The sequence below is a fragment of the Pseudomonas sp. YNh genome, from assembly GCF_037993085.1.
GTDB classification, from domain to species: domain Bacteria; phylum Pseudomonadota; class Gammaproteobacteria; order Pseudomonadales; family Pseudomonadaceae; genus Aquipseudomonas; species Aquipseudomonas putida.
In genome coordinates, this window is sequence record NZ_JBBMRJ010000013.1 from 134554 (window position 1) to 148944 (window position 14391).

Below are 14391 nucleotides of genomic sequence, written 5' to 3' on the forward strand. Positions count from 1 at the left end.
GCTGCTTCGTCAGCCGGCTGTCTTCCCGACCCAAGGACACACCCATGGACCGCGTGCGAAACCTCCTGGAGCAGATCCAGGGACGCCTCGACGAGCTGAACAAGGCCGAACGCAAAGTCGCCGAAGTCATCCTGCTCAACCCGCAACAAGCCACCCGCTTCAGCATTGCTGCGCTGGCCCAGGCGGCCAAGGTCAGCGAACCGACCGTCAACCGCTTCTGCCGCTCGTTTGGCGTCAGCGGCTACCCCGAACTCAAGCTGCAACTGGCACAGAGCCTGGCCAGCGGCGCCGCCTACGTCAGCCGCGCGGTAGAGGCCGACGATGACCCGGCAGCCTACACCCAGAAGATCTTCGCCAGTGCCATCGCCTCGCTCGACGGCGCCTGCCAGCAACTGGACCCGCAGCAGGTCAGCCGCGCCGTGGACATGATGATCCAGGCCCGGCAGATCCACTTCTTCGGCCTGGGCGCCTCGGCCCCGGTGGCCCTGGACGCCCAGCACAAGTTCTTCCGCTTCAACCTGGCGGTGTCGGCCCACGCCGATGTACTGATGCAGCGCATGCTGGCCTCGGTAGCCCACACCGGCGACCTGTTCGTGATCATTTCCTACACCGGGCGCACCCGCGAACTGGTCGAAGTGGCCCGCCTGGCCCGTGAAAACGGCGCTTCGGTGCTGGGCCTGACCGCCGCAGGCTCGCCGCTGGCCAACGCCTGCAGCCTGAGCCTGCACATCCCGTTGCCGGAAGACACCGACATCTACATGCCGATGACCTCGCGGATCATCCAGCTGACCGTGCTCGATGTGCTGGCCACTGGCATGACCCTGCGCCGCGGCGTCGACTTCCAGCCGCACCTGCGCAAGATCAAGGAAAGCCTGAACGCCAGCCGCTACCCGATCGAGGACGACGAACTCAACTGAGCCGGTGCGCCTGCAGGCGCAGGTGGGCACGCTGCCCCGGCGCCAGGCTCAGGCCCTCACCACTGCCGCTGGCGGCCTCGACGCAGACAAAGCGCTGGCTTTCACGGCCGGTCACGCCCATCAGTGGTCGATTACCCGGGTGCCAGACTACGGTGTCGTCGCTGTCGCCAGTATCGATGCACAGCTCGCGCTGCCAGGCCGGGTCCTGCAGCTGTACCCTCGGCGTGCCGGGGTAAACCTTCTGACAGCCGCCCTTGAGCTTCAGCGCGCCCTCTTCACGGCAGGCCTGGCGGTTGAGGCGGTCGTAACCTTCGATATCCTCCAACCCGGACAGCGCTATCTCAGACACGTCGCTGATACGCCAGTACGCCAGCAGCGCATGGCTCAGCTGGCAGGGTTCGCTGTCCTGGTGCTCGGTGCTCAGGCTCAGCTCCATACGGCAGCCCAGCCTTGCGTGCAGGTCGACCTGCCAGTCGCACAGGTCCAGGCGCCACTTCAAGGTCACGCCCTCCTCGTCTTCGCGGCTGTCCACCAGCTTCCAGTCCAGCAGGCGCGCCCAGCCATGGGCCGGCCACAGGTCCTCACTGGGGTGACGGCCATACCACGGCCAGCACACCGGCACACCGCCACGGATCGCCCCCACCTGCGGCCACTGCTCGGCGCACCACAGCCAAGGCCGTTCACCTGCCGGCTGAAAGTGCAGCAGCTGCGCGCCCTGGCGGCTGAATACCGCCTGGCAACGGGGGTGATCGATGATCAGCACATCGCGCTGCTGGTAACGCTCCCACTCGAATGTCGGCCTTGGCCGCTGCGAGGAAAAGAAGCGATGGAGCGGATGTTCGGGCATGGTTCAGAGCTCTTGTTGTTTGAGATAGCGCTGTCTCGGCCTATCCCCGACAACCACTGCAGGCCAGTGGGTGCCGGGAACCGAAAAGGGATTGGCGTAAATTTACAACAAATGCCCTCAGAATGACGACTGAATCTTCAAGCCCGCGACCAGCGCGTTGTCCACTTCGTCCACCCCGCCCGGGCTCTTGATGTACTGCAGGTTGGGCCGTACGGTCAGCCAGTTGGTGACGTGGAAGCCGTAGTAGAGCTCGGCGTTGTACTCGGTGCGTTGCAGCGGAACGAAGCCCGGGTTGTCGTAATCGTTGATACCACTCTGGGCATTGAGCAGTTCGGCGCGTTTCTTCACGTCGTCATTCACATGAATACGCGCCACACCGAAGCCGATGTCATCCTTGGGTCGGGCGTCGAAGGCGCCTTTGTAGACCAGCCCCACCTGCTGGTAGTTGTCGACCACGTTGGTGGCCTTGTCGTGCACGGTGAAGTTGGCGAACAGGCTGAGGCCGCGGTTGACGTCGCCACCTTGGGCGGTGACCTGCTGCTGCGCCACTACCCACCAACCGTGCTTGCTGGAATGCGACTTGAATGCCCCGCCAGTCAGCGCCTGCGGGTTGCCGTTGACGTCGTCGAACACATCGTCGGCCTTGGCCGTGCTGTAGTAGTAACCCAGGCGGTACTCCCCCGGCAGGCCGTTGACCTTGGGCGACCACACCGCCTCCACCGGCAGGATTGCCCCCTTGGTGCCGCTGCCGCTGAGCTTGAAGCCATTACCGGTTTCCAGGTTGGAGGGGTTCTGCTCGAAGGCGCCGACCTGCACGAAGAATTCCGGGGTGATGTTGTACTTCACCCGCAGCGCCCACTGGCTGACCGGCCAGTTGTACCAGATGCCGCCCACCCAGTTGCCCACTTGCGAGCCGCAGAAGGCCAGGTTCTGGAAGTCGCACGGGAAGCTGTTGAAGTCCTCGCCCTCGCCAAAGCGGCCGAATTTCACGTCCAGCGCGCCGTCGAAGTACTTTTGCTTGATCCACATCTGGGTCAGGCGCCAGGTCTGGCCGCGGCCCCACACCTCCTGCACCGAGCTGAACTGCCCGGCGCGCGGGTCGCTGATGCGGTCGTTGGACAGGTTGCGGCCGCTGCGCTCGGTGATCGCCAGCTTGAACTCGGCATCGTGCCACCCGAAGATCTTCTGCAGATCCAGGTGTGCGCCAAGGGCAAACTGGTCGCTGTAGCGTGCAGTCTTGTCGTCGTTGTAGCCACCGTGCAGGTTGCCGGCCACCTCTCCGACATAGTCGAGGGTGAAGTCGTAGCCCTTCTCCAGCAACTCGGTACGAGTGCCGCCCCAATCCCCGGTCATCCATTTCGATTCGCTGGAAAAAGCTTCGGCAGCCTGCGCGCCGCTGCTGCCGACAACGGCGAGCAAAGCCAGCGAGCCCAATGTCCTGATACGTTTGCGCTGTTCCATCCCTTTGCGTCCTCTTTTTTCTTATTGATGGTGTAGACGAGTCAACGGCCCTTCAAGTGAGCCACGTTGTCCTTTGCGGTTGCCACAGTGCTGGCCAGGCGTATGCGCTCGCCACTGTCGGCGTCGAACAGCAGCACCCGGGCCGGGTCGAATTGCAGGTTGAGGGTGTCACCCACGCTGCACGCCACATCCGGCGCAAGGCGGCAGCACACCTTGGTCTGGTTGAGGGTGACAAACACCAGCAAGTCGGGCCCGGTAGGTTCGGTAACCTGCACCTCGGCGCGAATACCCGGCAAGCCATTGCCCTGCGCAGCGCCCAGGGCGATCTGCTCAGGGCGGATGCCCAGGATGATCTCGCGGCCATCCAGTTCGTCAGCTGCCAGCCCCAGGGGCAACTCACAGCGCGCCTGGCCGCTGTCGAGCAGCGCCAGCAAGCGGTCGTCCTGCCTGGCCAGGCGCACCGGAATGAAGTTCATCGGCGGCGAACCGATGAAGCTGGCGACAAACTGGTTGGCCGGGTCGTTGTAGATCTGCTGCGGGGTGCCGAACTGCTGGATGATGCCGTCCTTCATCACCGCCACCTTGTCACCCAGGGTCATGGCCTCGATCTGGTCATGGGTGACGTAAACGGTGGTGGTCTTCAGGCGCTGATGCATCAGCTTCATTTCGGTGCGCATCTCGACCCGCAGCTTGGCATCGAGGTTGGACAGCGGCTCATCGAACAGGTAGATCTTTGGCCGCCGCGCCAGCGCGCGCCCCATGGCTACCCGTTGTTGCTGGCCACCGGACAGCTGTGCCGGCTTGCGCGCCAGCAGGTGCTCGATCTGCAGCAGCTTGGCGACCCGCGTCACTTCTTCATTGATGGCCGCCTGCGGCATCTTGCGGATCTTCAGGCCAAATTCGATGTTCTCGCGCACGCTCATGGTCGGGTACAGCGCGTAGGACTGGAACACCATGGCGATGTCACGGTCCTTGGGGCTCATGCCGCTGACGTCCTGCTCGTCGATGAGGATCGCACCGCCGGTGATCTGCTCCAGGCCGGCGATGCAGTTCATCAGGGTGGATTTGCCACAGCCAGAGGGGCCGACCAGGATCAGGAACTCACCATCTTTGATCGACAGCTGGATGTCCTTGAGGGTGTCCGGCAGGCCGATGCCGTAGGTCTTGTTCACATTGCGAAGTTCAAGCGTTGCCATGACTTACCCCTTTACCGCGCCGGCCGTCAGCCCGCGCACGAAATATTTGCCTGCAACCACATAGACCAGCAGGGTTGGCAGGCCGGCGATCATCGCTGCCGCCATGTCGACGTTGTATTCCTTGGCCCCGGTACTGGTGTTGACCAGGTTGTTCAAGGCCACGGTGATCGGCTGCGAATCACCGCTGGAAAACACCACGCCGAACAGGAAGTCGTTCCAGATCTGGGTGAACTGCCAGATCAGGCAGACCATGATGATCGGCGTGGACATCGGCAGGATGATGCGCCGGAAGATGGTGAAGAACCCGGCCCCGTCCAGGCGCGCGGCCTTGACCAGCGCATCAGGGATGCTCACGTAGAAGTTGCGGAAGAACAGCGTGGTGAAGGCCAGGCCGTAGACCACGTGCACCAGCACCAGGCCGCCGGTAGTGCTGGCCAGGCCCAGCTTGCCGAGGGTGAACGAGGCCGGCAGCAGCACGGTCTGGAATGGCAGGAAGCAGCCGAACAGCAGCAGGCCGAAGAACAGCTGCGAACCACGGAAGCGCCACATCGACAGCACATAGCCGTTCAGCGCGCCAATGGTGGTGGAGATCAGCACCGCTGGCACGGTGATCATGATCGAGTTCCAGAAGTAACCGCTGACCGTGCCCCAGGCCTTGACCCAGCCAATGCCGGTAATCACCGCCGGCCAGCTCAGCAGGTTGCCGGTGCTGATGTCTTCAGGGGTCTTGAAGCTGGTCAGCAGCATCACCACCAGCGGCACCAGGTACAGCAGCACAGCGCTCAGCAACACCGCGTGGATGGCGATACGGCTCAGGCTGAGCGCGGGTTTGTCGACAGGGCTATGCATGGCGCTTGCTCCGCAGCTCCGAGTACAGGTACGGCACGAGGATCGCCAGGATCGCCCCGAGCATGAGGATGGCGCTCGCCGAGCCCATGCCCATCTGGCCGCGGCTGAAGGTGAACGAGTACATGAACATTGCTGGCAGGTCGGACGAGTAGCCCGGGCCGCCAGCGGTCATCGCCGCCACCAGGTCGAAGCTCTTGATGGCAATGTGCGAAAGGATCATCAGGGCACTGAAGAACACCGGGCGCAAGCTGGGCAGCACCACGGTCCAGTAGATGCGCGGCAGGCTGGCGCCATCCATCTGCGCCGCACGGATGATCGACGGGTCGACCCCGCGCAGGCCGGCCAGGAACATTGCCATGATGAAGCCCGACGCCTGCCACACGGCAGCGATCACCAGGCAATACACTACCCGGTCGGGGTCGATCAGCCAGTCCAGGCGAAAGCCCTCCCAGCCCCAGTCGCGCAACAACTTGTCCAGGCCCATGCCGGGGTTGAGCAGCCACTTCCAGGCGGTGCCGGTAACGATCATCGACAACGCCATGGGGTACAGGTAAATGGTGCGGATGAAGCCCTCACGGCGGATGCGCTGGTCCAGCAGCACCGCCAGCAACACGCCGATGGCCAGGCTGATGGCGATGAACAGGCCACCGAACAGCAGCAGGTTCTTGCTTGCCACCCACCAGCGGTCGTTGTCGAACAGCCGCGCGTATTGCGCAAGGCCGGCCCATTTGTAGGTGGGCAGGAACGTCGAGGTGGTGAAGGACAGCACGAAGGTCCAGAGGATGTAGCCGTAGAAGCCCACCAGGACGATGAACATGCTGGGGGCCAGCACCAGCTTGGGCAGCCAGCGCTGAAGCGCGTCCAGGGGTGAGGCCCGCAGTTGGGCGGTAGTCGTGGTCATGGTTCAGATCCCCGTTTCAGAAACGGCACGCACTTCTGTAGGAGCAGCCTTGTGCTGCGAACAGGCCATTGCAGGCACAGCAATGCCTCAAGCCATCCCGGCTCTTTCGCAGCACAAGGCTGCTCCTACAGGATGATTGTCAGCTTTACTGGGCAGCCTTGATCGCCGCCGCCAGCTTCTTCGCCGCATCGGCCGGGTCGGCCTTGGGGTCGTTGATGTAGTTGGTCACCACATCGAAGAACGCGCCCTGCACGGCCAGCGTGGTGGCCATGTTGTGCGCCATGCTCGGCTGCAAGCCGCCATTCTTGGCGTCGGCCAGGAAGTCCCTGGCCGACGCCTGCGCGCAGGCATCGAAACCATACTTGCCCATGTCGGCAAGCATGTCGTTACGCACCGGGATCGACCCCTTGTTGCTGCTGAAGACCTTCTGGAAGTCCTGGCCCAGCACTTTGCGGGCAATGTCCTGCTGGCCGGCAGACGTGCCGGCGTTGTTCTGCTTGAACACCACCAGCGAGTCGATGTTGTAGAGGAAGGCGTTTTCGGTACCAGGGAACGGCACGCACTGGTAATCCTTGCCGGCGGTTTTCTTGGCCAAGGTCCATTCGCTCTTGGCCCAGTCGCCCATGATCTGCATGCCGGCCTTGCCGTTGATGACCTTGGCCGCTTCCAGGTTCCAGTCCTGGCCTTTGCCATCCGGGTCCGTGTAGGTGGCGACCTTTTTCAGTTCGGTCAGCGCCTTGACCATGTCCGGGCCGGTCAGGGCGGCGTTGTCGAGATCGACCATGGCCTTCTTGTAGCCCTCGGCGCCCATCACCGACAGCACCACGCTTTCGAACACGGTGCTGTCCTGCCACGGCTGGCCGCCGTGGGCGAGCGGGATGAAACCGGCGGCCTTGAGCTTGTCGGCAGCAGCGTAAAATTCGTCGAGGGTGGCAGGCGCCTTGTCGATGCCAGCTTTCTTGAAGACCTCGGGGTTGATCCACAGCCAATTGGTACGGTGGATGTTTACCGGCACGGCGACATAGTCACCGTCGTACTTCACGGTGTCGGCGACCTTCTTGTCGAGCAATGCGTCCCACTTTTCCTCCGTGGCCACATCCTTGAGCACATCGCCGTCGAGCAGGCCGGTGGCCGCCCAATCCTGGATGTCTGGCCCTTTGATCTGTGCGACACCCGGCGGGTTGCCGGCTACGGCGCGGCTCTTGAGCACGGTCATGGCCGTGGCACCGCCACCGCCAGCGACGGCGCCATCTTTCCAGGTAAAGCCGTCTTTCTCGACCTGGGCCTTGAGCACATCGACAGCCGCTTTTTCACCACCGGAGGTCCACCAGTGCACCACCTCGACACTGCCTTTGGCTTCGGCAGCCTGGGCACTGAGCGGGAGTAAGGAAGCCAGGGAAATTGCGGCAGCGAGACGGAGCGTGGGATTCATCGAAGCACCTTTCTTGTTGTTATGCCGTGCAAGTCGGTCGCTTGCGTTGCATGGAGTCTAAACAGCGTGCCCACCCCGCCAGGTAACGAAGCGATGCGTGAATGTCATCGTTTGGTTACATTGCTGGCCAGGTTGCTGGCCAGGCTGGGGGCCAGTGGCAAACCTGGCAGCAGCAGCGCCTGGTAGGCGTGATAGAGGTCGGGCTTGCCCGGCCAGAGGGTCCCGGCCGGCTGGTTGTGGGCATCGAGTTCGTGGTGCCAGCTGCCGCCGAGGGTGTCGATGAAGTGGCTGGCGATGAACTCCCAGCAGGTGCGGTACCACTGCTCGTACTGCGCCTCGCCGGTGCGCTGCAACAGGGCCGCTGCGCCAGCGCAGGCCTCAGCGTGCACCCAGTGCAGGCGTGCATGCACCACGGGCTGCCCGGCCCAGTCCAGGGTGTAGACGAAACCGGGCGCGCCATCGACCTTCCAGGCCTGCTGGCAGGCTGCGTCGAACAGTGCCCGGGCGCTATCCGGCAGCCACTGCGGGGCATGCAGGCCGGCCCGTTCGAGACTGGCTTCCAGGTGCAGCAGCAGCCGCGCCCATTCCAGGGCATGCCCGGGCGTGGTGCCATAAGGCCGGAAGTGGTCGGCCGGATGCCCAAGGTTGTAGTGCGGCAGTGGCTGCCAGAGCGCGTCGAAATGCTCGATCACCCGGTAGCCGTTGGCAGCAGCATGGGTACGGATAATGCGTTCGGCGATACGCAGGGCGCGCTTGAGCCACAGGCTGTTGCCGGTGACGTCTGCCAAGGCCAGAAAGGCCTCGGTCGCGTGCATGTTGCTGTTGGCGCCACGGTACGGCTCGGGCAATTGCCATGCGCGGGAGAAGGTTTCCCGCAGGGCGCCTTCTTCTTCGCTCCAGAAATGCGCTTCGATCACATGGATTGCGTCGGCCAACAGCGCGGTCGCGTCGACCGCGCCCGCCACCACTGCAGAGCTGGCGGCCAGGGCGACGAAGGCATGCAGGTAAGCCGCCTTGCCACTGTCATCGTGGCCACGGGGGTGGGCGAACCAACCGCCATAGGTGGCATCCTGCATAGCACCGCGCAAAGCGGCTACACCGTGTGCGGCGTAGCCCAGGCAGCCCGGGATGCCCTGCAAGTGAGCCAGGGCGAAGCAGTGGGTCATGCGAGCAGTGTTCATGGTTTCGGCACGGGCGCCGGGGGCTAACTGCCCCTTGGCCTCCAGGTTGCCGAAGCCGTCGGGCAGTTTCGCGGCCTTGGCGAAGGCCAGCAGGCGCTGTGCTTCGGCCATGCGCCAGGCGGTGTGGGCCGGGGCGTTGAGCCAGCTGGTGGAAGGCAGGTGGAGGGTGTTCATGGGCCAGCTTGATCCTTGCCAGTCGTGTGCGAAGTCTAGTCAGTCGGGTTCGCCGGGAGGTCACGAAGCAGGCCAGGATTGTCACTGGGCAGTGACATCTATGTGGCCTGCAATGGCCCTATCGCCGGCAAGCCAGCTCCCACAAAGACCATAAAAAATTCAAGGTTTACGCTGTACCTGTGGGAGCTGGCTTGCCGGCGATAGGGCCAGAACTGCCACCACAAACAACTCAGTCCTGTCCCCGCGGCAGATACAGAGTCACCCGCAACCCGCCTTCGCGCAGGTTCAGCAAGCTCACCTCGCCCCCATGGCTATGGGCAATGTTGCGCGCGATACCCAACCCCAGCCCATAGCCCTGCTGCTGTCCGGCCAGCCGAAAATGCGGCTCGAACACTTGCTCCAGCTGCTGCTGCGGGACGCCCGGCCCCTGGTCGTCCACCTGCAGCACAAAGCCCTCGGCACTGTCGATGATGCGCAGCCGCGCCTGCTCGCCGTACTTGATGGCGTTGTCGATCAGGTTGCCGATGCAACGCCGCAGCGCCAGCGGCTTGCCTGGGTAAGGCGCATGCGCCCGGCCTTCGACCGTGATCCGGCCATCACGCAGATAAGGCTCTGCCAGAATTTCCAGCACCTGGTTGAGGTCGACAGGCTCTATGTTCTCGTGGATATCGGTGTCCTTCACGCACTGCAGCGCACCTTTCACCAGCAGCTCCAGCTCGTCCAGGTCCTGGCTGAACTTGGCCTGCAGGCGCTCGTCCTCCAGCAGTTCCACACGCAGGCGCAGGCGGGTGATCGGCGTGCGCAAGTCGTGGGAGATGGCGCTGAACAGCTGGCTGCGTTCGGTCAGGTAGCGGCTGATGCGCTCACGCATGCTGTTGAACGCCCGGCTTACTTCGACCACTTCGCTACCACCACCTTCCGCCACCGGGGCCACATCGGCGCCCAGCGACATCTCCCGCGCAGCGCGCGCCAGGCGCTTGAGCGGCCAGCTCTGCCAGTGCACCAGCAAACCGATGAACAACAGCAGCAAGGCGGTGGTGAGCACGATGAAACCGATCTGCTGGCGTGGCAGGCGTTCGGCCTCAAGGCTGGTATAGGGCTCGGGCAGCAACGAGGCGATGTACAGCCACTCGCCCTCACCCAGGCGGATCTGCGTCACCAGCACCGGCGGGTTGAGCGGCTCCAGGGTCAGTGAGTAATGCGCCCAGGAGCGTGGCAGCTCGTCGAGTTTCAGGCCGCTGTTGAAAATGCGCAGATCGTCGGGCGCGACGAACTCAACGGAAATATCCATCTGCGAGCCCAGTCGCTCATGCAGTACCTGCTGGAATACATCGATCACAGCCTGCTTGCGTGGGGTGATGGGCAGCACCGGCATGTCGAGCGGCTTGGCGTTGAGCGAGACGAAAAACCGCGTGCCGCCCATGCTGCGCAACTGGTCGAGCACCATCGGCCGATAGGCCACCGGCAGCGAGCGGAAGTAACTGACGCTGGCGCTCATGGAATGGGCAAGGCTGCTGGCGCTGGCGCGCAGGCCCTGCAGCTGGCTGGCACGCAACTGGGCCACCCAGATGATGCTCGACAAGCCTTGGGCCAGCAGCACTACCAACAGGGTGAGCAGCAGCATGCGCCCCAGCAGCGAGCGCGGCAGCAGGCGCCAGCGCCGCTCAGGGCGCACTGCAGACATGCGCCGCCAACAGGTAGCCGCTGCCACGCACCGTACGGATCAGCCGCGGGGGCTTGTCGGTATCGCGCAGGCGCTGGCGCAGGCGGCTGACCGCCATGTCGACGATGCGGTCCAGCGGCATCGGCTCGCGACCACGGGTGGCGTTGCCTATGGTGTCGCGGTCGAGAATCTGCTGCGGATGGTCGAGGAACAGTTTGAGCAGGGCGAAGTCGGCGCCGGACAGAATCACCTCTTCGCCGTCGTGGTGGAACAGACGGTGGCTGACCGTGTCCAGGCGCCAGTCGTCGAAAGCCAGCACCGCACTGCCCGGCGCCGACTGGCCGAATTCGGCGCGGCGCAGCAGGGCCTTGATCCTTGCTTGCAGTTCCCGAGGGCTGAAGGGTTTGCCCAGGTAGTCGTCGGCGCCCAACTCAAGGCCAATGACCCGGTCGGCTTCGTCGGAGCTGGCGGTGAGCATGATGATCGGCACCCGTGCCTGGCGCGGGTGCTGGCGCACCCAGCGGCACAGGCTGAAGCCGTCTTCGTCGGGCAGCATGACGTCGAGGATGACCAGGTCGCAGGGGGTGGTTTCCAGGGCGTGACGAAAGCCTTTTCCATCGGCTTCGGCATGCACCTGGAAGCCGGAGCGGCTCAGGTAGGTTTGCAGCAGTTCGCGGATTTCCTGGTCGTCGTCGACCATGAGGATCGATTTGCCGGCAGTGCTCAAGGTGGTCCTTCCTCTTGTTAGTTACAGGTCTTGGTTGCCTGTTATTGGGGCCGCTTCGCGCCCCATCGCGGCACAAGGCCGCTCCTGCAGGGACCGTGCTGTGCCGGAACTATCAGCGGCCCTTTACACTTATCTGTGGTCCAAGGCCTGCTGCAAGGCCACACCGGCCCCCAGCAAACCGGAAAATTCCGCCGTCACCAGCCACACCGGCACACCGGCGAAGTAACCTCTCATGCAGCCCTTGTCGGCAAAACTCGCGGCAAACCCGCTACGCAGGAACAGTTCGGCAAAACGCGGAATCACGCCGCCGACAATATAGACCCCGCCTCGCGCGCCCAGGGTCAGCACATTGTTACCCGCCACACGCCCAAGGAACCGGCAGAACTGCTCAACCACCGCCAGCGCCCGTGGCTCGCCGCCCAGCGCTGCGTCAGTAATCTGCGCCGGGGTCTTGTGCCTGGGTGTATCGCCATCCAGCGCACAGATTGCCTGGTACAGCCGCACCAGGCCACCGCCACTGAGCACGGTCTCGGCACTGACATGGCCGATCTGCCCGTGGATCTGTTGGTGGATTGCCGCTTCGCGGGCATTGCCCACCGGCAGGTCGACATGGCCGCCCTCCCCCGGCAAGGCCTGCCAGTGCTGATCGCCCAGACGCAGCAGCGAGCCCACGCCAAGGCCAGTGCCTGGCCCGATCACCAACGCTGGCCGCGACGGGTCGGCCTGACCAGGGCACACCTCGCGAAACTCCCCTTCGCGCAGGCGGGTCATGCCCAGCGCCATGGCGGTGAAATCGTTGATCAGCAACAGCCGTTCAACCTGCAAGGTCTTGCAGAAAGCCGTACGGCTAAGGCGCCAATGGTTGTTGGTAAAGCGAAATTCATCGCCATCGACCGGCCCTGCTACCGCCAGGCATACAGCCGCCAACCCGCCGCGGGCGATACCTTGGCCTTCGAGATAAGCCTCGATAGCCTGCTCCGGGCTGGTGTAGTCCGCAGTGGCGAAGACTTTTACCTCATGCAGCTGGTTGTCACGCCACAACGCAAAACGGGCATTGGTGCCACCAATGTCACCAACCAGCAGGTCCTTCATTTGAGGTTCTCCAGGGCCGAGGTGAAGGCACTCGCGCCCTGTTCTGCCGGGCTGAACGCCATGCGCATGAAGCCGAACAGCTCGCGCCCGCAGCCCAGGTCATTGCCCTGGGGGGCCGGCGGCAGGTCGCGGCTGGCCAGTTCTTCGGCCGACACCATGACCCGCAATGTGCCTTCGACGCCATCGACCCGCACGATATCACCATCGCGCACCCGCGCCAGCGGGCCGCCGTCATACGCCTCGGGGCAAACGTGGATGGCCGCCGGGATCTTGCCCGAGGCACCGGACATGCGCCCGTCGGTGACCAGCGCCACTTTGTAGCCACGGTCCTGCAGCACACCGAGGAAGGGTGTGAGCTTGTGTAATTCGGGCATGCCGTTGCAACGCGGGCCCTGGAAGCGCACCACGGCGACAAAGTCGCGTTCCAGCTCGCCGGCCTTGAACGCATCGGCCAGCGACTGCTGGTCCTGGAACACGCGCGCCGGGGCTTCGACCACCTGGTGCTCGGGGGCGACAGCAGACACCTTCATCACGCCACGGCCCAGGTTGCCTTCCATCACCCGCAGGCCGCCTTCGGCCGAGAACGGCCGCGCCACCGGGCGCAGGATGCTTTCGTCCAGGCTCTGTTGCGGCCCCTCGCGCCACACCAGCTTGCCATTGTCGAGGAACGGCTCCTGGGTATAGCGGCGCAGGCCGTGGCCAGCCACGGTGTTGACGTCTTCGTGCAGCAGCCCGGCATCCAGCAGCTCGCGAATCAGGAAGGCCATGCCACCGGCGGCCTGGAAGTGGTTGATGTCGGCCTTGCCGTTGGGGTAGACGTGGGACAGGGTTGGCACCACCTCGGAGAGGTCGGCCATGTCCTGCCAGGTCAGCTGGATACCTGCCGCCTGGGCGATCGCCGGGATATGCAGGGTGTGGTTGGTCGAGCCGCCCGTGGCGTGCAGGGCGACAATCGAATTGACCAGTGCCTTCTCGTCGACGATTTCGCCCAATGGCATGAAACTGCCGCTGGCCTTGGTCATGCGCGTGACCTGCTGCGCGGCCTCGGCGGTGAGGGCGTCGCGCAGCGGCGTGTACGGGTTGACGAACGAGGCGCCCGGCAGGTGCAGGCCCATCACTTCCATCACCAGCTGGTTGGTATTGGCGGTGCCGTAGAAGGTGCAGGTACCCGGGCTGTGATAGGAGTTCATCTCCGACTCCAGCAGCTCTTCACGGCTGGCCTTGCCTTCCGCATAACGCTGGCGCACATCGGCCTTCTGCTTGTTGGAAATGCCGGACACCATCGGCCCGCCCGGGACAAATATGGTCGGCAGGTGGCCGAAGCGCAGCGCACCCATCATCAGGCCTGGGACGATCTTGTCGCAGATGCCCAGCATCAGCGCGGCATCGAACATGTTGTGCGACAGCGCTACCGCCGTGGACATGGCGATGACTTCGCGGCTGGCGATGGCCAGCTCCATGCCAGGCTCACCCTGGGTCACGCCGTCGCACATGGCCGGCACGCCCCCCGCGAACTGCCCGACCGAACCGACCTCGCGCAGTGCCTGCTTGATCTGCTCGGGGAAGTGCAGGTACGGCTGGTGGGCAGACAACATGTCGTTGTAGGCCGAGACGATAGCCACGTTGGCCGCGTTCATCAGGCGCAGAGTCTGCTTGTCCTCGCTGCCACAGCCGGCCACGCCATGGGCGAAGTTGGCGCATTGCAGGCTGGCACGCATGGGGCCTTCACTGGCCGCGCCGCGAATCAGCTGCAGGTAGCGTTCGCGGGTGGCTCGGCTGCGTTCGATCAGCCGCTGGGTGACCTCAAGGATGCGCGGATGCATGTACTGGACTCCAGGCTAATTGTAAGGGCGGTTTACCGGGCATTTCCCCTCCAAACGATTGCGGCCTAGGCTCAAGCAAAGGAGCCTGCTGCATCGGTGGAGGCGCATCGCCCAACCACTCGTTGTAT

The 14391-nt window shown here is 64.1% G+C and carries 12 protein-coding genes; 1 reads left to right on the forward strand and 11 read right to left on the reverse strand.

Translation table 11 applies throughout. From position 1 onward, the window contains the following. The first annotated feature begins 53 nt into the window (after positions 1-53). The gene (gene hexR, locus WF331_RS15650; RefSeq protein WP_169725179.1) at positions 54-917 is read left to right on the forward strand and encodes a DNA-binding transcriptional regulator HexR; all 864 of its coding nucleotides are present in this window, start codon (positions 54-56) and stop codon (positions 915-917) included. Here hexR and WF331_RS15655 read toward each other — a convergent pair. The 11 genes from WF331_RS15655 to edd all read right to left on the reverse strand — a co-directional run bounded on the left by WF331_RS15655 (position 910) and on the right by edd (position 14263). Continuing rightward, a complete protein-coding gene (locus WF331_RS15655) occupies positions 910-1764 on the reverse strand; it encodes a D-hexose-6-phosphate mutarotase (protein ID WP_016501278.1) in 855 nt (284 codons plus the stop codon). The two genes, hexR and WF331_RS15655, sit on opposite strands and share 8 nt — an antisense overlap. 117 nt (positions 1765-1881) lie before the next feature. After that, a complete protein-coding gene (locus WF331_RS15660) occupies positions 1882-3225 on the reverse strand; it encodes a carbohydrate porin (protein ID WP_059394649.1) in 1344 nt (447 codons plus the stop codon). 41 nt (positions 3226-3266) lie between these two features. Continuing rightward, positions 3267-4421, reverse strand: a complete 1155-nt coding sequence (locus tag WF331_RS15665; RefSeq protein WP_284361792.1) for an ABC transporter ATP-binding protein — start codon at positions 4419-4421, stop codon at positions 3267-3269. A 3-nt stretch (positions 4422-4424) separates the two neighbouring features. Next, positions 4425-5270 carry a carbohydrate ABC transporter permease gene (locus WF331_RS15670; protein ID WP_049275727.1) on the reverse strand — a complete coding sequence of 282 codons (846 nt, stop codon included), beginning with the start codon at positions 5268-5270 and terminating at the stop codon, positions 4425-4427. Then, positions 5263-6171, reverse strand: a complete 909-nt coding sequence (locus WF331_RS15675; protein WP_003255050.1) for a carbohydrate ABC transporter permease — start codon at positions 6169-6171, stop codon at positions 5263-5265. Before WF331_RS15675 ends, WF331_RS15670 begins: the two co-directional genes overlap by 8 nt. Positions 6172-6316: 145 nt before the next feature. Next, positions 6317-7603, reverse strand: a complete 1287-nt coding sequence (locus WF331_RS15680; protein ID WP_197864813.1) for an ABC transporter substrate-binding protein — start codon at positions 7601-7603, stop codon at positions 6317-6319. Between the two features lie 104 nt (positions 7604-7707). Next, the gene (locus tag WF331_RS15685; RefSeq protein WP_284361803.1) at positions 7708-8958 is read right to left on the reverse strand and encodes a D-mannose isomerase; all 1251 of its coding nucleotides are present in this window, start codon (positions 8956-8958) and stop codon (positions 7708-7710) included. 229 nt (positions 8959-9187) lie between these two features. Next, entirely contained in the window at positions 9188-10642 is a 1455-nt protein-coding gene (locus WF331_RS15690) for an ATP-binding protein (RefSeq protein ID WP_229608863.1), read from the reverse strand. Further along, positions 10623-11348: a two-component system response regulator GltR gene (gene gltR, locus WF331_RS15695; protein WP_043196841.1), complete on the reverse strand. Its 726-nt coding sequence runs from the start codon at positions 11346-11348 to the stop codon at positions 10623-10625. The genes WF331_RS15690 and gltR overlap by 20 nt, the downstream gene beginning before the upstream one ends. Before the next feature lie 129 nt (positions 11349-11477). Further along, positions 11478-12440, reverse strand: a complete 963-nt coding sequence (locus tag WF331_RS15700; RefSeq protein ID WP_340623073.1) for a glucokinase — start codon at positions 12438-12440, stop codon at positions 11478-11480. Continuing rightward, positions 12437-14263 carry a phosphogluconate dehydratase gene (gene edd, locus WF331_RS15705; protein ID WP_016501286.1) on the reverse strand — a complete coding sequence of 609 codons (1827 nt, stop codon included), beginning with the start codon at positions 14261-14263 and terminating at the stop codon, positions 12437-12439. Before edd ends, WF331_RS15700 begins: the two co-directional genes overlap by 4 nt. Positions 14264-14391: the final 128 nt, after the last annotated feature.